We start from the raw sequence: 21,421 nt of genomic DNA on the forward strand, positions 1-21,421 counted from the left end.
TGTTTTACAACATTCGTTATAAAACGATTATTGTTGACGTTTGTTTGTTCAGTTTTCAAAGAGCAATTTATTATTGCTATCAAAAGCAACTTTTATATCATATCAACCTTTGCTAAATAAGTCAATTACTTTTTTAATATAATTTTTCATTTCACTATCAATTCAAATGAATCAACAGCATTCGCAAGGCTGTTTATATATAATATCAACTTTTAATAGTTTAGTCAATAATAAATATAAATAATACTAAAAAATAAAAACCACCTGCTATTTTAACATCTCTCTTAACAATACCTTCGAATATTATTATTCCAAAAGAATATAACTTAAAATAAGTGATTTTTTCTAACACATCATATCTCTCGTAAAAAACTTCATTATAATATAGAAAAAACTCGATCAAGAGACCGAGTTTTTTCTATATATTCTATTACTTAGTAATGGTTATTACATCTTCCTCTTTAAATTCCACATTACCACGTTTATTAATTTGTACAGCTTCACCCTCAGCTAAGTTCGTAAACACAACTGGAGTAATTGTTGCTGTTGCATTTTCTTTAATATAGTCAAGGTTTACTTTCAACAGAGGCTGTCCTTGTTTCACTTGATCATTTTCAGACACAAGTGTTTCAAAGCCTTCCCCTTTTAATTTAACTGTATCAATACCAAAATGAATTAAAATTTCACGACCGTTGTCGGCTAAAATTCCAAGAGCATGCTTCGTTGGGAATAAGTTAACGATTTTTCCATCAACAGGAGAAACAACCGTTCCTTCAGAAGGAATAATCGCAAAGCCATCTCCCATCATTTTGCCTGCAAATACCGCATCTGGTACCTCTGTAATAGGAACCAATTCTCCTTTAATAGGAGCAACAAATGAATCTTCACTTGTTATATTACTTTGCATGGCACTTGGATTTACCTCTTCAATTTGCTCTTGTACTTCTTTATCCATAGATGGTTGTGCAGCAGGACGTGGTCTTTTCCCACTCATAATATCTCTCATCTGACCTTTAATCGTTTCTGAACGAGGACCAAAGATAGCTTGAATATTATTCCCTACTTCAAGCACTCCAGCAGCACCGAGTTTTTTCAAACGATCTTTATCAACAGACTTAATATCATTAACAGATACACGAAGACGAGTGATACACGCATCTAAATGGGCAATATTGTTTTGTCCACCCATTGCTTCTAATACATCGTACGGAAGATCGCTAGTAGCTCCTGTTGAACTACTGTCACTTTCTTCTGTCTCCTCTTCTCTACCAGGTGTTTTAAGATTGAACTTACGAATCGCAAAACGGAAACCAAAATAGTAAATAACCGCGAACACTAAACCTACTGGAATAATAATCCACGCATTTGTTTGCGGATTAATTAAACCGAATAACACATAATCGATTAAACCACCAGAGAATGTCATTCCTACTTTTACATTTAATAAATGCATTGTCATAAAGGATAAACCCGCAAAAACAGCATGAATTCCAAACAATACTGGAGCTACAAACAAGAATGAGAATTCCAGCGGTTCTGTAATACCAGTTAAGAAAGAAGTCAATGCTGCAGATCCCATTAATCCACCAACAATTGCTTTTTTCTCTGGACGAGCTTCATGATAAATCGCAAGGGCTGCTGCAGGTAACCCGAACATCATAAATGGGAATTTACCAACCATAAATGTACCTGCCGTTAAATTTTGAACTCCATCTTTAATTTGGCTCATAAAGATAGCTTGGTCACCTTTTACAATTGTTCCTGCTTTCGTAGTATAACTACCAAATTCGAACCAGAAAGGAGAATAGAAGATATGGTGTAAACCAAATGGAATTAATGATCTTTCAATTAAACCAAAAATAAATGCTGATAAAGTTAAATTAGCACCTAACATGTTTTCAGAGAAAACATTTAATCCATGTTGTATTGGCGGCCAAATAACAATCATGATCAATCCTAAAATAACAGCACTTGCAGCTGTCGCAATTGGAACAAATCGTTTTCCAGCAAAGAATCCTAAATAGGATGGTAACTCAATTTCAAAGAAACGGTTATACATCGAGGCAGCAACAATACCAACAATAATACCACCAAACACACCGGTTTGAAGAGTAGGTATCCTTAAAACAGCTGCATATTCTGTACTGCCTTCTAAGTCCTTCGCATCAATCCCTAGAACAGTACCCATTGTAACATTCATAATAAGGAATCCAATAATAGCTGCTAAACCAGCAACCCCCTCACCGCCAGCTAAACCAACGGCAACTCCGACAGCAAATAGTAAGGAAAGGTTACCAAATATAATGTTCCCTGCATCCTCCATTACAGATGCAACCATCTCCACACCACTATTATTTAAAAACGGTGCAATATCTAATAGTGTTGGGTTTTGCAGTGCATTACCAAATGCAAGCAAGATACCAGCAGCCGGAAGAATAGCTACTGGGAGCATAAGTGCTTTACCGACTTTCTGTAAAACACCAAAAATCTTTTTAAACATTTCATAATCCTCCTAAGTTATTTTTCGGCTCAAAAAGCTTTCTCAATCAAGAGTAAAAAAAACAAAAAAGGCATGAGTAAAGAGAGATTGAAAAAAACCTTCAAGGGTAGGTTACCCTAAAACATTTAACTCAACCATCTTTTTCACTCATGCCTGATCGAATCAGTAACACGTTGATAAGATAATACCTATTTAATTTTTTTCTGAAGTCTTTGTAAATGCATTGTCAGATATACCGCTTCTGCGTCAAAGACTGGCCTTTTAAGTACTTGTTGCATTACTTTTATGAGCTTCCACGCAAGATTATAGCATAGGGGATACTCATTCTTCAATAGCAATGTTATTTTTTCTGGTTCTTCTACTTTTTCTCCTGTATTGACCCGTTCAATCGCAAAACGCAAATGTCTAACAAGGCGCATATAATCGATGCTATCTTTATCAATTTTCGTTTCTAGTTGATCTTCTATTAAATTCACTAGATGTGTGACTAACTGTGAATGCCGATTAACTTCTGATAAATTTTTGTTCATCATGGCACTATGAATATGCAAAGCGATGAAACCGATTTCACCCACTGGTAATTGAAGCCCTGTTTGTTCTCCTATTAATTTTACAACCTCTTCAGCTATTGAATACTCAAACGGGTACAACGCCTTTGTTTCAATCAAAAATGGATTATTTAATACTAGTCCGTTCGAAACTCTCGAGGAAGCGAACATAATATGATCTGTTAACGCTATATGAATATGCTCGTTCAACTTTGCATTTGTCTTGTTTTTAATCAATTCAATAGATGATACTATAACATCTAATAAATCATTATCTACTTGAGGAAGAAGCTTTAAATAATTGCTCTGCTCCTTTTCATCCTTTAAGACAAATAACTTTTCCACAACACTAATATCAATATAATCTCCGCTTTTCTGATTAAAGCCTATACCTTTTCCTATAAGCACTACTTCTCCATAGGTCGGATGATCTCCAATGAGCACATTATTATTCAGCGCTTTCTTTATTAGTAAATTAGGCATACTTATTTCCCCACTTCGACAGACATCTCGGTAACTCAATGTTATTAAAGTCTTTATAGTAAGTCAACGAAAAAATGAGAAAAAGGATACCCAAAAAGGGATATCCTCTTCCTACTAAGAAAATATACTTTCTCAAACTCATAAAATCTTACACTATTTTTATTTCTAAATCCCTTTCTGCTATTGCAAGAAGACAAAATACAATGCAAAGATAACAAAGAATACGTACATAATTGGATTAATTTCTTTGATACGACCTTTAACAATCATTACGATTGGATAGAAAATAAATCCTACTGCTATACCTGTCGCAATACTGTATGTTAAAGGCATCGCAACAATAGTAAGGAAGGCCGGCACAGCCACTTCAAACTTTGTCCAATCAATTTTACCAAGGGACGAAACCATCAAAATACCTACTACTACTAAAGCTGGTGTTGTAACTGCTGATGTGACTACTTCCAATAGTGGGAAGAAGAACAAGGATAGTAAGAAGAATCCTGCTGTCACTACTGCCGCAAACCCAGTACGAGCACCAGCGGCTACACCTGCTGAAGACTCTATAAAAGAGGTTGTGGTAGATGTACCGAATATAGAACCTACCATAGAAGCAATGGAATCTGCGAATAATGCTTTTCCTGCTCTTGGTAATTTATTCTCTTTCATAAGTCCTGCTTGATTAGCAACCGCAACTAATGTGCCCGCATTATCAAAGAAGTCTACAAATAAAAATGTTAAAACGACCACTAACATGCTCTGTGTATAAAATCCTGGATCACCAAGCGCAGAGAATAATGCTCCAAATGTCGGTTCAATGCTTGGCACAGCAGATACCACAGCAGAAGGAGTATTAATTACACCGAAAATCATGCCGACTACTGCTGTAATGATCATTCCATAGAATACACCGCCATGAATCCCTCTAACCATAAGAATAATAGTAATGAAAATACCAAATATCGCTAGCAATGTACTTGGGTTAGTTAAATCACCAATATGGACAAGTGTCGCTGAGTTATCAACAATAATTTTAGAATTTTGCAATCCGATAAACGTTATAAATAGCCCTATACCTGCGCCAACCGCAAGCTTTAATTCTACTGGAATAGCATTAATTAATTTCTCACGAAGTCCAGAGATTGTTAACAATAAGAAAAATACACTTGAAATAAATACTGCCGCTAACGCATATTCCCATGGATGTCCCTGTGTTAAAACAACGGTATAAGCAAAATATGCATTTAACCCTAATCCTGGCGCTAATGAAATAGGATAGTTAGCGAAAATACCCATAATTAGAGAACCTACAGCAGCAGCAAGAGCTGTTGCAACAAACACTGCTCCATAGTCCATACGCAGCGCATCAGGAAGATCAGCTACATCCCCTAATGATAATGTAAATGGATTTACCGCTAAAATATAAGCCATCGCAAGGAATGTAGTGAAACCACCTAAAAATTCTTTGCGGTAATTTGTGCCTAGTTCTTCAAATTTGAAAAACTTCTTCATTGATCTTTCCCCTCTCATAATGCTTTAATTATCTACTAAAACAAAAAACACTCCTACGATTAAGGAGCGTTGACTAAGGGTTTGTGTTATATAGGAAGGGCAAATTACTTAATAAAATAAAAATGATTTCATTACGATTCCCTATATACACTTACCTCGTAGTCAAGCTATTTACGGTAGCTCGGTAGAAACTTTCGGGCCGTATTCCCCGATATTATACGAGTAAAATCTTTTTCAGTTATAAATCCAGTTTATCAGCTTGACGAATACTCGTCAATACAAAAAGCGAACAATTATAATTAAAAATTAATAATCGTTCGCTTTCTAACAAATATTTATTTATTTATACTTGCATGGGCAACAGCTAAGCGAGCAGCAGGAATACGATATGGTGAACAAGAAACATAGTCGATACCAATATTTCGGAAGAAAGCTATCGATTTAGGATCTCCGCCAACCTCTCCACAAATACCAATCATCAAGTTTTCTTTAGTCTGTCGTGCTTTCGTTACTGCTAATTTAATTAATTCCCCTACTCCATTTTGATCGAGAGTTTGAAAAGGATCATTCACCATAACATTCTTCTCTTTGTATGAATGAATAAATTTCCCAATATCATCTCTAGAAAAACCATATGTCATTTGTGTAAGATCATTTGTACCGAAACTAAAAAAATCGGCTTCTTGAGCAAGTTGATCAGCTATTATACAGGCACGTGGTAATTCAATCATTGTTCCGATTTCATACGGAAAAGGCTCCATTTGATGATTAACAAAGATACTTTCAATTGTTTCTATTAAAAATGCCTTCACATAGGCCAGTTCTTCTTTTTCTGCCACAAGAGGAATCATAATTTCAGGAAAGACAGTATATCCTTCTTTTGTTAACTGGATTGCGCTATGGAAGATAGCCTTTACTTGCATTTGATAAATTTGTGGTTCTGTTATTCCTAGACGACAGCCACGATGGCCTAACATTGGATTCGTTTCTTGCAGCCTCTTAATTTGCTCTTCAACAATCGATGGATGTTTATTTAACTTTACCGCTAACTGCTTCATTTCATTTAGGTCACTAGGCAGAAATTCATGCATAGGCGGATCTAGTAAGCGAATGACCATTCGTTTATCTTCAACAACTTGAAACATCTGGTAAAAATCTTCTTGTTGGAAGGCCAGCAATTTGTCTAATGCTTCTCTGATTTCTTCTTTATTCTCCGCTAATATCAAACGACGCATTTCCAGCACTCGTTCTTCACCAAAGAACATATGCTCCGTTCTCGCTAAACCTATACCAGATGCTCCAAACTCGATAGCCGTTGTTAAATCTTGAACTGTCTCAGCATTCGCGCGTACTTGTAAATCAGCATATTCATCAGCCCAAGAAAGAAGAAGCTCTAAATTCTGGTCGTTTTCCGCTACAACAGTAGGGACTTCGCCCAAGTACAATTTACCAGCAGTACCATCTACAGAGAGAAGGTCACCTTCCGTCAGAATCCTTTCTCCACAAGTGATTGTTTTCAATTCTTCATTGACAGTTAATGCTTCACATCCTGTTATACAGCAAGTTCCCATTCCTCGGGCAACAACTGCTGCATGCGAAGTCATTCCTCCTCGACTTGTAACGATAGCCTCGCTGACAATCATACCCTCAATATCTTCGGGTGAAGTTTCTTGTCTCACAAGAATTACTTTCTGGCCAAGTGCATGACATTCTTTAGCTTTTTCCGAAGTAAAAACAATGGCGCCGGTAGCTGCGCCAGGACTGGCCGGTAAACCTTCTGCCAGTAATTCGACGTTTTGAATAGCCTGCGGATCAAAAATAGGATGGATTAGCTGATCAATCGTTCCAGGTGAAATACGTAATAAGGCTTCACTCTTTGTAATTAATCCTTCCTTAACTAAATCCAACGCAATTCGCAGTGTCGCTTTAGCCGTCCGCTTTCCGTTTCTTGTCTGCAGAATAAATAATTTCCCATTTTCAATCGTGAATTCAATATCTTGCATATCTTTATAATGCTGTTCTAGTATATTGGCATATCTTTTAAAATCTGCATATGCTTCCGGAAGGACTTGCTGTAATGCTTCGATAGATTCTGGTGTACGGATACCCGCTACCACATCTTCCCCTTGAGCATTTAGCAGAAATTCACCAAACAATTTATTTTCGCCAGTGGCAGGATTCCTTGTAAACACAACACCTGTACCGCTTTCATTTCCGCTATTCCCAAAAACCATTGATTGAATATTTACTGCCGTTCCTAAATGATGAGGAATTTCATGTAATTCGCGATAAACCTTTGCTCGATGATTATTCCATGATTTAAAAACAGCTTTAGCAGCTTCCAATAATTGATCTATTGGATTTTGTGGAAAGACCCTCTCGTTTTCTATATATAGCTCTTTAAAGGACTCAATTACTTGCAAATGTTCCTTTTCTTGAAAATCTGCAGCTGTTTTGCTAAAGTGTTTTTCCATTTTTTGGAGTCGTATATTAAATTTATCCTTATTTATGCCATATACTACTTCACCAAACATTTGCAATAATCTTCGATAACAATCAAATGCAAAATCCATACTAGTTAATCGAGCTAAAGATTGAACTCGTAGATCATTTAATCCTAAGTTAAGAATCGTATCCATCATACCTGGCATGGAAAAAGCTGCGCCACTTCTTACAGAAACTAATAAAATATTTTCATCACCTGTAAAAGACTTTTTCGTCTCTGCCTCTAATTTTATAACCGCTTCCAAAACATCCTTTTTTAACCAATCTTCAAAAAAGGATGGTTCTTCTAGATACTTCATACAGCTTTCCGTTGTAATCGTAAACCCTGCTGGCACTGGTAAACCTAAACGAGTCATTTCAGCTAAATTTGCCCCTTTGCCGCCTAATAATCCTTTGTCTTTACTACTGCCTTCCTCGAAAAAATAAATCAACTTTGCCATCGTCTACCTCCATATTTCAAATATGTATCACATTAACTTTATTTACACTTTAATATGACACATATATAGTTGTCAATACGAAAAATAACACACATATTAAAGTTGAATAATTAAATTATCGATGTATAATAGATGCATAATGATGATAATCCTATTATCTAATTAAACTATCTATTTTTTGGGAGATAATAATGAAACTAAGTGAAAGACAAGAAAAAATTATTAAAATAGTAAAAGAATATCAACCTGTAAGTGGAGAAAAAGTGTCTGATTTATTGGATGTATCTAGAGCCACCCTGCGATCAGATTTATCTTTTTTAACGCTTGTCGGAATCTTACAAGCTACCCCCAAAATTGGGTACACCTATTCGGGATCAGATTTAGAAAAATTTTTCTTTTTTAAAACTTTTAATACAAAAGTAAATGAGATAATGATGCCGCCGTTAATGGTTAATCAAGATACTTCCATTCGAGATGCTATAACAACTTTATTTATGTATGATGTAGGTTCATTATATGTCACTGGAGAAGAAAAACTTTTATTAGGGGTTTTATCAAGAAAGGACTTATTAAGAGCCTCATTAAATACGAATATAGATCAGACACCTGTAGCGGTCTGTATGACTCGCGTACCTCATATTAAAGTTTGTAAAAAAGACATGGACATCTTAGAAGCGGCAAGTATTCTTCAAGATTTTGAGGTGGACTCATTACCTGTTGTGGATGATGAAAATGAAAGAAAAGTGATTGGGAAAATCACTAAAACTAGAATATTAAATTTCATTATTCAACAGGCAAGAAAGGCAGAATTAAATGGATAGAGGAGATTTTTTATGAAAAATGAAATCATTGTATATACCATTTCTGATTCAATAGGGGAAACATCACAAAAATTATTAGCAGCCGTTACTGCTCAATTTCCAGATTTAGTATTCAACAACAGCTACCGTTTTTCTTTTGTTAACAAGGAAGAAGAGTTAGTTGATATATTAAATGACGCGGTAAAAGATGATGCAGTAGTAGTTAGCACATTAGTTGATAACCATTTAGCTAATGTCGCTAAAGATTTCAGCAATCGAACAAAGTTACATTACTTGGATTTAATGAATCCCTTTTTTGAGATTATTAAATCTAAAACAGGTTCTACCCCAATAGAAGAACCTGGTATTGTACATAAGCTAGATACAGAATATTTTAATAAAATAGCAGCAATCGAATTTGCAGTAAAATATGATGATGGAAAGAACCCACAAGGATTTCTTCAATCTGATGCTGTAATACTCGGTGTTTCTCGTACTTCCAAGACTCCTTTGAGTATGTATTTAGCCAATAAAGGGTATAAGGTATCGAATTTACCACTTATACCTGAAGTTCCCTTACCTTCCATTTTAGGGGAGGTAGAGGGACAGAAGATAATCGGCTTGATTTGTAATCCAGAAAACCTATCCAGAATCAGAAGTAATCGCTTAGATTCTTTAGGGTTGAGTCACTCATCTAGTTATACAAATTTAGAAAGAATTTATGAAGAGTTAGAGTATTCAAAGCAAGTATTTAAAAAGCATAACGCCTATGTGATTGATGTAACAGATAAATCAATTGAGGAAACAGCTTATCTAGTAGAAAAACATCTAAAAGAAGTAAGTATCCACTGGTAGAGCCGGTGGATACTTACTTCTTTTTGAATCAACGCATTCTTAAAATTCAATTGCATGAAATAATGATCCGTTTTTTCCGATAAAACAATATTGCATATCAGCAGTTATTCTTATTCCTCTATATTTCCACCTTCTTTTCTTAAGAAATTCAATAAATGTACAAACAGCTTGAATTAGCCCAGCATCTCTTTGTAGTATGGTACCATTATATTGATACTAAGAACGATTTTTAATTAATATAAGTAAAGAGGGATGATTTTTAGTGGAATTATCATTTTTAATGTTTGCATTAATCGGTGTTATTATTGGAATTCTATCAAGTATGTTTGGCTTTGGGGGTGGATTCGTAGTAGTTCCTATCCTATTTGCCTTTTTACCAGATTCGATTCCAAGCGAATATTTAATGCATACAGCTATTGGTACGTCATTAGCAGTTATGATTATTAATTCATTCAATTCAACATATAATCATGCGAAAAAAGGCAATGTGACATGGTCAGTCTTCAAACTATTAGTAGGGTATATTTCAATAGGTTCTTTAATAGGTGGTATGCTTGCAGTCTATATTGATAGCGATTTCCTTAGGTTTGCGTTCATTGGTCTCTTAATTTACGTTTTGGTTTCAAACATTTTCAAAAAATCATTCACCAGAGAGATTGATGACCAATCATTTCATATGCCTAAGCAAAGTTCAGCATCTTTTATTGGAATAGGCATTGGATTTCTTTCAACCTTGTTAGGTATTGGCGGAAGTACCATGACAATTCCTTACCTTAGAAATAGAGGTATGCGTATGATACATTCTGTAGCACTAGCTACCCCATTAGGTCTGCCAATTGCTATCGTTGGAACCTTTACTTATTTAATTACAGGAAGGCAGATAGATACAATGCCTTCATCAACTCTAGGGTTTATATACCTACCTGCGCTAATCGGGTTTACAATCGGTGGTTTTGTTGGCGTACCTATTGGAAGGTCTTGGGCTCAAAAGTTATCTGACAAACTCTTTTCCAAAATATACTTAATTCTTCTGTTTATTGTGGTCATTATGATGATTATAAGTTAATTACGAAATAACATTATACATAGAGATATTTATTATAACATAACCAAGTTTCTACAGAAAATGTTCCCTACCAAAATTCAATGAAAAAGCAAAATTCCCTACCAAAATTTTTTCTTGGTAGGGTTTTTGGCAGGGAACCATATTATTTTATATGGTATTTAACCATTTTTAACAAGGTTAAACCCTTATAAATCGGTGTTCCCTCTTCAAATTAAGTTTTGTATTCTTACTCCCACTCAATAAGAATACAATCTTACTTTATCAAAAATGGTTGATTTTACGCAATATTCAACTTTAAAAGAACGCTGTAAATGATTAAATAATGTTAAGATTGGTATCAAAGCTGGTATCATTTTAGTTGTAGCCTTATAATAATGGTTTAGTCCATTGGACATTTAATTTACAAACCCAAGGTTTTCAATCACCATAAAGTATATAATAGTATATCAACGCAACTTAAATGCAATCACTTTTTAATATCACGCAAGTCCTCATACATCGATTTAAATACCTCTACTATTTCATCAGATTCTTTAGAGTTAATATTGTAACTCAAACCCTTTTGAGAAGTTATTATAGATATTACTTCTAACGTTCCTTTATTTGTTTTTAACTTTTCAAGCATAAAGTCTAAAAAATCCTCAGTATTTAATCCCTGTTTTTCATTTTGACTATTATATAGCTCTACACGAGTATTAAATTCTGCTTCAGCTATTTTATAGATTTTTTCTTTTTCTCCATATTTTATAGATGGTCTTTCTTTGTTAACCAAAGTTCTTACACGCGAAAGATATTTTTCCTTATTATATTCAAGACTATCTGAATATAAAGGATATTTTTGTATTTCTGTCGCAAATCCATTTGCGATATCATTAACATATTGTTTAAAGACAGGATGATAAATATCATAAAACAAATCATTAATTGTTACTTCATGTGGATAATCTTCGTTTAAAGAATGCTTGCCTCTTTGTTTCTCATATTCCAAGTATAGAGTATCTATGGTATTAAGACAAAGACTTTCACAACAAAGCTAGATGGCCAAATATGCGTTGGTGGGAGGCATTCATTGAAGGAATACCCCATATACCTCTTCGTATAGTCAAAGAAAAAATTACTCTAAAAAGGAAAAAACAATGGGTAGAGAAATCTACAACTAAATCTAGAGCAATGATATATGAAGTTTATAAACAAGCATTTGGTCAAGATTACGCAGATGCTTATCTACGAGAAGAATTAAACATTGGTAAAAGTAAGTTTTCTGATACCGATCGCACTTTAATCGAACAATCCATCAATGAACTAATTGGAGAAAAAGAAATTTAGAAAGGATAACGTATGAATACATATTACTAAAGAAGATTTAATAGCAGTTGGTTATACAAAATCAACAGCACAAGGAATAATTCGAGAAGCGAAGGCTCTAATGATAAAAAAAGGGTTCGCTTTTTATAACAATAAGCGTCTAGGTAGCGTCCCTAAAGAAGCAATTGAAGAAATTACTGGAATTAAATTATCGGAATAACTTAGGAAATAAAAACTTCTCCTTTTTATTTTAGAGAAAGGTTAAAATCACATGGCTAAAATTACTGGTATCTATAAAGATTAAAAAACTGAAACATGGTATTATTCAGTTTCATTAGGTTTCGATGCAATAACAGGTAAAAGAATACGAAAAGTTCGTAGAGGCTTCAGTACTCAAAAAGAAGCGTATGAGGCTAAAACGGAAGAATTAAAAAACGCACATGATATGGGACAATTATCGAATAGTAGTCTTGATTAATACTTCGTATTTAGAGCAGCTTTTTCTCCCAGATTACAAATCACGCGTAGAGATAACTACTTACGAAGCTAGGCTACCCGTATTCAATAAAATGCAAAAGCAGTTTGGCAAAAAGAAAATAGATAACATCTCAAACGTAGATATTCAAATTTGGAAAAATAGTCTTACAGAACAATATTCACAAAACTACGCTCGTATGGTATTCGGTTTATTTTCTCAAACATTAGAGAAAGCTGTAAATTTAGGTATGGTAAAAATTAACCGTGCCAAACAGGTTGGGGCAATTAAAAAGGAAAAAGTTAAAGTTGCCTTCTGGACTAAAGAAGAGTTTGAAAAGGTGCTTTCTACTTTCAATCTCGATGATTATTACGAGCATTATTCCTTCATCATCATCTGGTTATATTTTATGACTGGCTTACGAGTAAATGAAGCAACAGCATTGCGTTGGAATAAAGAGATTGATCTTGAAAATCGAACTTTAACAGTCCGCCATTCATTGCACATGAAAAATGGCACTAATTGGAATTTAGGTCCAACCAAAACAAAAGCTGCCATGCGTACAATTGCTTTAGATGCTGATACAGTAGAATTTATGAAAACTTGGAAAGTTACACAAGAACAATTCGGTGACATTGATTTTGTTCTCTCTTACGATGGGCGACCTACATGGAAATCAACAATTGCTAGTATTATTCAGCGTCACGCAAAAATAGCAGGCGTTAAACGGATTCAAGCAAAAGGCTCTTACGTCACTCACACGCTTCATTTTTGATTAATGAGTATAATGCTAACCCACTTGGCATTGAAGACCGTCTGGGGCATGAGGATATTAAAACAACTTTAAGTACCTATTCACATCTATATCCGAATGTGAATTTTGAAATTGCTAACAACATGAGTGGTTCGATTAATTTCACTCCATCTAAAGAAAAGAAAACCAAGTTTAAAGGAAATCAATCATTTAAGTTTAAGTTAAAATGAATAGACTAAACAAAAATCCCTTTCCAAATTAATAATTGGAAGGGGATTAAAAACATACTCATAATAATGTATTTACCAACTAAGATTTAGTTCATCCAATCGTTAGCAGATTTTTTTTTAGTATATCCTTATGAACATCCAATAAGCTGCTTTGATCAATCCACTGAGGATGTTCATTATAAAAACCATATAGTTCTGCTAACACCTCATCAGAAATATCGGTAATAATTTTCCGAGTATTTACCTGTAATTTCTTCCCGTCAAAGAACATTGTTAAAAATCTATTAGGGGCGAATCCATTACTTAAAAGTAGATCAAATAATACTTCACCCTGATAATTAGAATTCGCTAATTGTTTGGATATTTTCATTATGTTACCAAGAGGGCTGACATATGAAGTAGATACTACTACTTTGCGTCCGTCACTCTTCAATGTAAAAGTATCAAAATTCTCCATAAAACCATCCCTCCTAGATTTATTTTTTATAATTTGAATATTAAAGATTCCTCAATCAATTTACACGCTCCAATAATTATACTTCTTGCTTCTTCACGTGTAGGTACTAGTTTAGTACCTTCAACTAATTGAACTGTATGGAACATCTCATGACGATTTTTTTTCAAATAATCATAACATCTCACTAAAACATCAATAGTATCAGTATCAATAGCAACTGTCAAATGTCTTGAAAGATCTCTATTCAATACTATATTGCCCGAATTTGTGAAAAATAACCGTGCAGTTTGTTCTTGCTCCTCATCAATATAATAAAAGAAGCCCTGCTCATCTTTCAGATAAATTTCATTATCCAGACATACTCTTTTTATTGCATGTTCGAGAACTCTCATTGTTGGCATTACCCAAGCAGCATAGTCATTTAACTTTGTATCAGCTACAATCATTGTAAACGAATCAGAAATGAAGCCAGCCATTATGGGGTCAAGTAAATTATATCCTTTAGGTAAATTTTGTGCTATCAATTTCTCAACAGTAGTTACATTTGGAACTTCTTTGAAAATACTTGTTTCAGAAATTGAATCTGCTGTTAATGGAGTAATATATGCTTTAATTATTACATATAAATTCATAAACAAACCTTGAAAATAAAGTTTTCCTTTACTCTCATAATAAGTTAAAGTAACAGAATCACCAAAATCAGTTATAAATTGAACTACCTTTCCATTATCCCCCTTATCATCATCTCTAGTCTTGTCAACGCCTTTTAGACTGTTAATATACTCTACTAAAGAAGTAAAATGTTCTGTACTAATCTTAGCAGAAAACGTTCCTCTAGTTACATCACTATAATTTGAGCTAGCATCTATAATACCTTCTAGCTCTCTTGCCAAATCAACATTTGCTCCAGTATTTACAGGAGAAACAGATATCGTATTGTTTACCTTAAAATAGACATCTAAATAAAATTCCTTTGTTTCCTTCACTAGAGTATATCTAGTCTGCTTGTTAGCAGGATTTTTCAACTCTATATTATTTATTTCGCAATAATCCTTTATAATTCCTTCAAGTCCTTCTTTATTTATGTAATAACTTTTCTTCTTTGTCTTCGGCATTTATTTCCATTCCCCTTTATTAATACTTATGATATGATTTTTCTGATCTTTGGTTACTACACTAAAAATTAATAGATCATTTTCTATATCATAAGCGGTCCTAATTTCTCCTATGTCAGTAAGCTTACCCCCACTTTTTTTCCATTCTCTTTTTAGTAATTCATAAATTTCTTCCGTAGAGATTAATTTATCACCAGTAATTAAACCTAAATTCACTGATTTCTTTGTAGGTTTTAATGTTTGTAAAATACTTAAATTTTCGTTTCGAGTAATACCCTCAACAGAAACGCCTATTTGTTCTTCATTCGAAGATAAATCAATAACTCTTTTTATAGGCTTATTTATATTCGTTAAAGCTTCTTTAGCTAAAGCATCTACTTGATCATTGTATTCATCCCCAGAATGGGATTTTACTTTATTAAATTGAATATCTAATACGTCCTTATATTTATCAATAAATTCTACATATCCTTGTGTAAATTTATTTTTAGCTTTCCATTCTTTTGTAGCCCATTTTTCTATCCCAGCATAATCATAATAAACCTCTATGGACTTAACATTATTTTCCAATGCGAATTTCACTACTGACATAATAGCTTTAACTTCGCCAGCTACATTTCTTTGTTCAACAATCTCAGGATTATTATCAGCTTCAGCTATTTCAATTCGCTTATTTTCAAAGAAAATAATACTAGCATAGCTGTAATATTTTTTATCATTATCAAAGCTTCCATCTATATATGCTTGGAGTTCTGCTTTTTCTATTGTCTTTTTTCTCACAACATCGAAAGCAAATTTTTGAGCTTCTTCATATGTCGGAAATGACTTGTATGCAGCACCTGCAAAACCATCTACTTGCGCTTTACACTCTTCCCATGTTTTAAAGACACCGATTTTTCTCCCTTTTTTTACAGCATAAAATTTACCCATTTATTCACCTTCAATTTTCTAGGAATTTAAAATAACTTAACTTATTAAGACATTTATCATCTCTAAAATAATCCCTTATACTCCAGAAATTAACACTATATAAAAAATAACACATTTGTTTTTTTTTGCAATCAAAAAAATTCAAAATATTGGTATCAGTATTGGTATCAATAAATAAAAAAGCTCGGAGAAAACCTATTAGTAATAGGCTATCCAAGCTTTTCTAACTTTCATTTAATTACTCCCACTCAATGTAGAACTCAGGCTCTAAAAAAACTGTCATATCAACGTTTACGAGTGTTTTTTTTATTTTGGAGACAGTGTTGGAGACAGTTACTTTTTCACTGCCTGATTTCCATTAAATGCGACACTGCTTTTATTTGCTGTTTCAATTTTGATATTTCCATTCATGACTTGTGCAATTTCTTGGTCTATACCTGAATACATATGCGAATAGTGCTTCAATGTAATTTCTGGGCTTGAATGACCGAGACGTTTTGAAAGTATCAGAACCGACACATTAAATTCGTTAATGAGATAGCTTGCGTGACTGTGGCGAAGTCCTTTTGCTTCGATTTCTGGAACGCCTGCAATTTTTGCATACCGTTTGACAATGCGGGCAATGGTTGACTTAATCATTGGGTTACCATCATAGCTAAATATGAAATCAAGATTGCCGACTTCTTCCGCTTGTCGTTTTTTCCACGCTTTCAAAATTTCAATCGTATCATCATCAAGGCTAATAATGCGACTGCCTGCTTCTGTTTTTGTGTAAGACTGCCGTTGCCAGTTTGTTTTACTTTCAAGTATCAACATATGCGTTACACGTAAAGTTTTTTTCTTGAAATCAACATCATTCCACCAGAGCGATGTTCCTTCATTGACACGAACGCCAGTATTAAAGTAAACCCACAGCATGACAAAGCAAAGGTGTTCATATAAATCATCAATGCAAATTTGATTGATAATCTTCTCAAAATCTTGTTTAGTCCAGTACGCCACTTCTGCTTTACCTTTAGGAATTGCTTTCACTTTCGTGGCAACATTGGTTTCCAAATATTGCAAACTAACCGCCATACCTAGAATTTTCTTCAAAGTTGAAAACATCAGACTTGCATAACCGTTTGAATAGTTTGCACCACCTCGCCGTTTTGACAAGAGCCACGTACGAAAATGTTGTACATCCTGAATGGTAATCGCTCGAAGCTGTTTCTTACCGAAACGGTTCATGATGATTTTTAGCATTGGTTTTCGGCTCTGATAAGTCTGTTCAAGAACATCCGTTTCATAAAAAGGCAAATACACATCATTCATGAATTGTTCAAAGGTCATATCATAGTTTGAGTAGCCATTTGTTTGAAAGAACTCACTGCGTACACGAGTTAATTCTTTGTATGCCTCTCTTGCAGATGAGAAACGTTTTCCATTCTGATTTTTGCGTGCTTTTTTCTTAATGCGTTTCCCTGTGATAAGATCGAAACCAAGACTGGCTTCGTAGTAAAACTGCCCCTTATCATCAGTAAACACACCTGCATATTGTGTTGTTGGCAATTTTTATTCCTCCGTTTCGGACGACAATTCAATATCACCGATAACGGATTTTACCGCCTTCAAAGGAATAACGGACACCCGCTTCCCTTGATAAAACTCATATCCTTGTTGTACCATAAATGCCTTGCCTTGTCGAATGATACTTTTCGCTGTGTAGGGTGGAAAGCCCAAGCGTTCTAAATCTTGCCAATTTACCATTTCTTTATTCATCTTCATCACCAACATTCTTCGTTGCTTTTCTTGTGCTATTTCTTTCCTTCCGAAACTTTCTTGAATCAAGTAACCTTGCAAAGAAATAGGTTTTATCGACTATCAAACTTAACAATAGTGAATTGTTTTTCCTTGCATAGCTAACAAGCGAATCAAAATTAGTGAAATCTTGTTCCTCAATAATATCAATCACTGTGTTCAAGAATGTTCCGCTTTCTTGCTCCATTAAAAATTTTGCAATATCAAACCCCGAACCGCTCTCGATATCCTCAATGTTATAAGGTGCTTTATCTGGTGATTGTGCATGTATAAAATAATCGTACATTCCTTTTGGTGAATGAACTGGCTCAACATGTTCCGGGGCATTCAAATTTTCGCTGATTAAATCTGAAACTTGCGAATAACTTTTTAAACTATCAAAGAACAGCGCCCCATGTTTATGAGCTTTCTTTATTTCCCCTGTTTCTCTATCAACATCTTTATCATGCCACGGACTCAATACAAATGGCACTTGCATTTCTTCGAGTATGTCCAGATAATTTTCTGGCACACTTTCCTTGTAAATAATAAACGTCCACTTACTAGAACGCTTCTCTTTTTTCTGTTTTTTCATAGTATCTGTTCCTTTGATTATTGATTATTGGTACATATTGTCGTAGTAATATGTACCGTTTCATTCTTCCTGAAAAATACAGCGGAGCTTCTTTGCCCTTGCCTGTGGCAAGCAAAAGCTCCGCTGTTCTGTTCTATCTAATTCTTGTTCCATCAAGCCTTAGGTAGCTTTTCACTCTCTCAATATTTGAAAATGAATACTCGGTAAGCCGATTAGCAATTTCATCACGCATAGCGTCTTTATTATCCGAAATCATGCCATGTATCCCAAATTCATTAGGGAGTTTGACCATAAACACAACACTATCATTGCGAACGTCAACAATGGCTTTATTAACCGCCTTGTTGTACCTAAATATCACGTTTTCTTCTTCCTCGTAGGTCGCCCTCATCTGTAAAAACTTTCTTATTCGAAAAGTAAGCCAGATTGATTTACCAATGTTTATCACTGAATCCTTTAAAACCCTTGTAATGACTTCGGGTAAGATAATCGCAAGTGTGATTAAAATCGAAACGATTAGCACATGTTGCAATCCGTGTTGAACAATCACCACATACTTATTGAGAAATTGATTGTATTTAACCATATTGCCGTTTTCTTGACCTTGCAGGAATATCCCAATCAACTTAAAACCGAAATCAGCAACAAATAGCAATACAGAAATTAATAGCAAGTAGCCATTCAAACGGAACGTCCGCATAAAATACGATTTTTTCATTTTACATTATCCCTTCTAATTTATTGAATGTAGGCGTTAGCAACGGAACAATCTGAAAAGGGTGCTCGGAGTCTATTATCTGTATCAATCCCGTCCCAATACCTTGAGGTATGACTATTCCTTCAAGCGACAAATCAGGGAACAAAAATTGAGTGGTTTTAGAATTGATGTTACCAACCTGGATGAGTACATTTAATTGTTCCCGAACCGATATAGGTATGGCGTTATTATCGAAACGCTGTGAAACCAAGAGCAAATGAACTTTGCTCGCTCTACCTAATAGCGCTATCTGTGAAAGCAAACTAAAGAATGCGTCTTTTATTGGCTTTGAGACGCCATCACTTAACGCCAATACTTCATCTATAACGACCGTATAATGTTCAAAATCAGCAGTAGGGTTGTTATACAGCACTTGTTGCCGTTGTTGAATTAATTCGAGCGCCGTACTCAATTCACTATTCACTTCCGATACAAAATCAGACTTGCTTCGGCTAGCGTTAGGGGCGACAACTGGAACATTTTTTTCCCTTCCCCACCTACTCGGCACATCAAACTTTGGGTCAATGATAACAAGTTGTGACGACCGTTTCAGCACACAAAGCATATACGTGAGTGCATAAGATTTACCTGAACCGCTGTTCCCTGCGATAGCAAGGCTAGTTATCTTGTTCAGATCTATTGTTAGATTCTCCATGATAGGAATTTTGTTAAGTGGCAAGCGTTCTACAAAACTATCAATATCTGAAATCAGAAGCCGTTTTGAAATCCCCTTTATCCATGGAAAGAATAAAGCACGTTTGACATGAATATCATCCGTATCTAGTGGAACAAAATACGCTCCTGATTGTTTTAGCAAAGTGTATTCAGGGTAAAGCATGGCGTTCATGATAAGAAATATTTTTTGATAAAGGTCATCATCAACAAGATAGCTTGCAGGCATGCGGGGGATGAAGTAGACTCCTTCATCCGTTACCTTTACATCAAACGAATTTGAGTAACTGGTTTCTCCGCTAATCTGCAATGCCATGTTTAGCCCCTGCAATAAATACTTTGTAAACAGCAAACTGTTTTTTATCATTTAACCACGCGCACCCCTTCGGCACGGAAGTAAACATTAGAACGAATTTCAATCGCTTCTAAGTTATCAAGTTTCACTTCCGAAAGAAACGGTGGTAATGACGGAATTTTTGCAAACTTCACTGCAAAAGGATTTACACCTTCTTGAGAAAAGTAAAGTTTATACCCCTTGACTTCATCCGTACGCTTTTTTTCGATATAGTTGTACTGAGTTTCAACTTCAGATGATACATTATAGATTGGCTTATCATCTGCAATATATTTTGCCGTGGTTTCTGAGCTGTAAGAGCTTTGTGAATTACGTGTTTTCATGGTTCTGTACCTCATCAATTTAATAGTATCGGCTATCAGCAGTTTACCGACCCGTCCGCCAAGTTGTTTGCAACCAACATATCGGTTTATCATCAAGTCCTGCTGTACTTGATGAATTAAGTATGCCAATGTTTTTTTTGAGAGGTGAGGGAGTTTAAAAATAAAAAAAATAAAACCCCCGCACTTTCTGCGAAGGTTTTATGGTTGAACTACTTTTTATTAATTTTCTTTATCTTTATTCTGGAAAGATCATGCTTCTTTTGACTCTCTTGCTCAAAGCGTTCATTAAAATCGTCAAAACCAATGCCCCAAATAAAAGACAATAGAATTTCATTAATAAACACATCCAATGAATTAGGTAAATTTTCAAATGTGAGTGTTTCTAAACTTACATTTTTTAGTCCGCTATTATTATCAACTTTAACATCTTGGAACTCAAAAACATCTCCAACAGGCTCTATGCTTTCGTGAACATTATAGGTAAAATCAATAAAACGTGATAACAAAGACTGGCTTCTTTCACCATCATTTAGAATTTCATCTTTATAATTCCGGTAAAATTTTTCAACATCTTCTTTTGTCGATAATGGAATATCCCAAAAGTAACCACTATAATCTTCTGATTCTTGCATTTCCAAAAGTAACGTAACGATATAATCCTTAAAATAAAATTGCGGGTCTCCCCAGTACACTTCGTTTAAGTCTTTAAAACCTAGATTCGTCACTAACGCCTTTGCCAAATCCAAGCTAACCAGTTTAGAATAATTTCCATCATTTATTTTCTTAGTTATGTGGTATTCCAATACATTAGTCAGGAGTTTAGTGTCGGAATAAACGTCCACCTTTGCAGGACGTTTTGGTTGACGCTCTGCCCACTCATTGTATTTTTCATCAATGCGTTCTGAAGCTTGCGAATAAATCAATTGAGTGGTTTTCGGATATGGATTTTCTTTGATTAATTTAACCAT

At 34.6% G+C, this 21,421-nt stretch carries 20 protein-coding genes, 2 pseudogenes and 1 riboswitch; of the genes and pseudogenes, 7 read left to right on the plus strand and 15 right to left on the minus strand.

Going from position 1 to position 21,421, the window contains the following annotated elements; translation table 11 throughout:
- Window positions 1-430: 430 nt before the first annotated feature.
- From ptsG to ppdK, 4 genes are all read right to left on the minus strand, one after another.
- Window positions 431-2,500, minus strand: a complete 2,070-nt coding sequence (gene ptsG, locus NSQ89_RS19990) for a glucose-specific PTS transporter subunit IIBC (RefSeq protein ID WP_341133181.1) — start codon at window positions 2,498-2,500, stop codon at window positions 431-433.
- Window positions 2,501-2,688: 188 nt separating this feature from the next.
- A complete protein-coding gene (gene glcT / locus NSQ89_RS19995) occupies window positions 2,689-3,531 on the minus strand; it encodes a glucose PTS transporter transcription antiterminator GlcT (RefSeq protein ID WP_047943389.1) in 843 nt (280 codons plus the stop codon).
- A gap of 180 nt (window positions 3,532-3,711) precedes the next feature.
- A complete protein-coding gene (locus NSQ89_RS20000) occupies window positions 3,712-5,040 on the minus strand; it encodes an NCS2 family permease (protein ID WP_061801243.1) in 1,329 nt (442 codons plus the stop codon).
- Window positions 5,041-5,179: 139 nt separating this feature from the next.
- A riboswitch (purine riboswitch) is annotated at window positions 5,180-5,282 on the minus strand.
- A 93-nt stretch (window positions 5,283-5,375) separates the two neighbouring features.
- Window positions 5,376-7,985, minus strand: a complete 2,610-nt coding sequence (gene ppdK / locus NSQ89_RS20005; RefSeq protein ID WP_061801242.1) for a pyruvate, phosphate dikinase — start codon at window positions 7,983-7,985, stop codon at window positions 5,376-5,378.
- A 191-nt stretch (window positions 7,986-8,176) separates the two neighbouring features.
- Here ppdK and NSQ89_RS20010 point away from each other — a divergent pair, with 191 nt between their 5' ends.
- The 3 genes from NSQ89_RS20010 to NSQ89_RS20020 all read left to right on the plus strand — a co-directional run bounded on the left by NSQ89_RS20010 (window position 8,177) and on the right by NSQ89_RS20020 (window position 10,706).
- Window positions 8,177-8,806: a CBS domain-containing protein gene (locus NSQ89_RS20010; protein ID WP_144546466.1), complete on the plus strand. Its 630-nt coding sequence runs from the start codon at window positions 8,177-8,179 to the stop codon at window positions 8,804-8,806.
- Between the two features lie 12 nt (window positions 8,807-8,818).
- Window positions 8,819-9,640, plus strand: coding sequence for a pyruvate, water dikinase regulatory protein (locus NSQ89_RS20015; RefSeq protein ID WP_144546464.1), 822 nt, complete (start codon window positions 8,819-8,821; stop codon window positions 9,638-9,640).
- 262 nt (window positions 9,641-9,902) lie between these two features.
- Entirely contained in the window at window positions 9,903-10,706 is an 804-nt protein-coding gene (locus NSQ89_RS20020; protein WP_341133182.1) for a sulfite exporter TauE/SafE family protein, read from the plus strand.
- A 466-nt stretch (window positions 10,707-11,172) separates the two neighbouring features.
- On the opposite strand, the gene NSQ89_RS20025 is transcribed toward NSQ89_RS20020, so the two are convergent.
- Entirely contained in the window at window positions 11,173-11,694 is a 522-nt protein-coding gene (locus NSQ89_RS20025) for a hypothetical protein (protein WP_341133183.1), read from the minus strand.
- A 38-nt stretch (window positions 11,695-11,732) separates the two neighbouring features.
- Here NSQ89_RS20025 and NSQ89_RS20030 point away from each other — a divergent pair.
- From NSQ89_RS20030 to NSQ89_RS20040, 4 genes and pseudogenes are all read left to right on the plus strand, one after another.
- Window positions 11,733-12,032 (plus strand): annotated as a pseudogene (locus NSQ89_RS20030) (replication initiation factor domain-containing protein); the annotation flags it as partial.
- Between the two features lie 22 nt (window positions 12,033-12,054).
- Window positions 12,055-12,231, plus strand: coding sequence for a DUF3173 domain-containing protein (locus NSQ89_RS20035; protein ID WP_445668979.1), 177 nt, complete (start codon window positions 12,055-12,057; stop codon window positions 12,229-12,231).
- A 105-nt stretch (window positions 12,232-12,336) separates the two neighbouring features.
- A pseudogene (locus NSQ89_RS25415) lies at window positions 12,337-12,489 on the plus strand (Arm DNA-binding domain-containing protein); the annotation flags it as partial.
- Window positions 12,452-13,261, plus strand: coding sequence for a tyrosine-type recombinase/integrase (locus NSQ89_RS20040; protein ID WP_341133184.1), 810 nt, complete (start codon window positions 12,452-12,454; stop codon window positions 13,259-13,261). The pseudogene NSQ89_RS25415 and the gene NSQ89_RS20040, both read left to right, overlap by 38 nt.
- A gap of 300 nt (window positions 13,262-13,561) precedes the next feature.
- On the opposite strand, the gene NSQ89_RS20045 is transcribed toward NSQ89_RS20040, so the two are convergent.
- The 10 genes from NSQ89_RS20045 to NSQ89_RS20090 form a co-directional block, all read right to left on the minus strand.
- Window positions 13,562-13,927 (minus strand): type II toxin-antitoxin system RnlB family antitoxin, encoded by a 366-nt coding sequence (locus NSQ89_RS20045; protein WP_341133185.1) that lies wholly within the window; start codon window positions 13,925-13,927, stop codon window positions 13,562-13,564.
- Window positions 13,928-13,953: 26 nt separating this feature from the next.
- A complete protein-coding gene (locus tag NSQ89_RS20050) occupies window positions 13,954-15,042 on the minus strand; it encodes a type II toxin-antitoxin system RnlA family toxin (protein ID WP_341133186.1) in 1,089 nt (362 codons plus the stop codon).
- Window positions 15,043-15,972, minus strand: a complete 930-nt coding sequence (locus tag NSQ89_RS20055; protein ID WP_341133187.1) for a ribonuclease H family protein — start codon at window positions 15,970-15,972, stop codon at window positions 15,043-15,045.
- A gap of 333 nt (window positions 15,973-16,305) precedes the next feature.
- Window positions 16,306-17,523, minus strand: a complete 1,218-nt coding sequence (locus tag NSQ89_RS20060; protein WP_337078763.1) for a tyrosine-type recombinase/integrase — start codon at window positions 17,521-17,523, stop codon at window positions 16,306-16,308.
- A gap of 3 nt (window positions 17,524-17,526) precedes the next feature.
- Window positions 17,527-17,739, minus strand: coding sequence for a DUF3173 family protein (locus NSQ89_RS20065; RefSeq protein WP_341133430.1), 213 nt, complete (start codon window positions 17,737-17,739; stop codon window positions 17,527-17,529).
- Window positions 17,726-18,346: a replication protein gene (locus NSQ89_RS20070; protein WP_337078765.1), complete on the minus strand. Its 621-nt coding sequence runs from the start codon at window positions 18,344-18,346 to the stop codon at window positions 17,726-17,728. Before NSQ89_RS20070 ends, NSQ89_RS20065 begins: the two co-directional genes overlap by 14 nt.
- 133 nt (window positions 18,347-18,479) lie before the next feature.
- Complete coding sequence (locus NSQ89_RS20075; protein ID WP_341133188.1) at window positions 18,480-19,046, minus strand: hypothetical protein; 567 nt, start codon at window positions 19,044-19,046, stop codon at window positions 18,480-18,482.
- Window positions 19,047-19,065: 19 nt separating this feature from the next.
- A complete protein-coding gene (locus NSQ89_RS20080; protein ID WP_341133189.1) occupies window positions 19,066-20,142 on the minus strand; it encodes a cell division protein FtsK in 1,077 nt (358 codons plus the stop codon).
- Complete coding sequence (locus tag NSQ89_RS20085; RefSeq protein WP_341133190.1) at window positions 20,139-20,453, minus strand: hypothetical protein; 315 nt, start codon at window positions 20,451-20,453, stop codon at window positions 20,139-20,141. Before NSQ89_RS20085 ends, NSQ89_RS20080 begins: the two co-directional genes overlap by 4 nt.
- Before the next feature lie 209 nt (window positions 20,454-20,662).
- The gene (locus tag NSQ89_RS20090) at window positions 20,663-21,421 is read right to left on the minus strand and encodes a hypothetical protein (protein WP_341133191.1); all 759 of its coding nucleotides are present in this window, start codon (window positions 21,419-21,421) and stop codon (window positions 20,663-20,665) included.

Source organism: Niallia sp. FSL R7-0648, assembly GCF_038007005.1.
GTDB lineage: Bacteria > Bacillota > Bacilli > Bacillales > Cytobacillaceae > Niallia > Niallia circulans.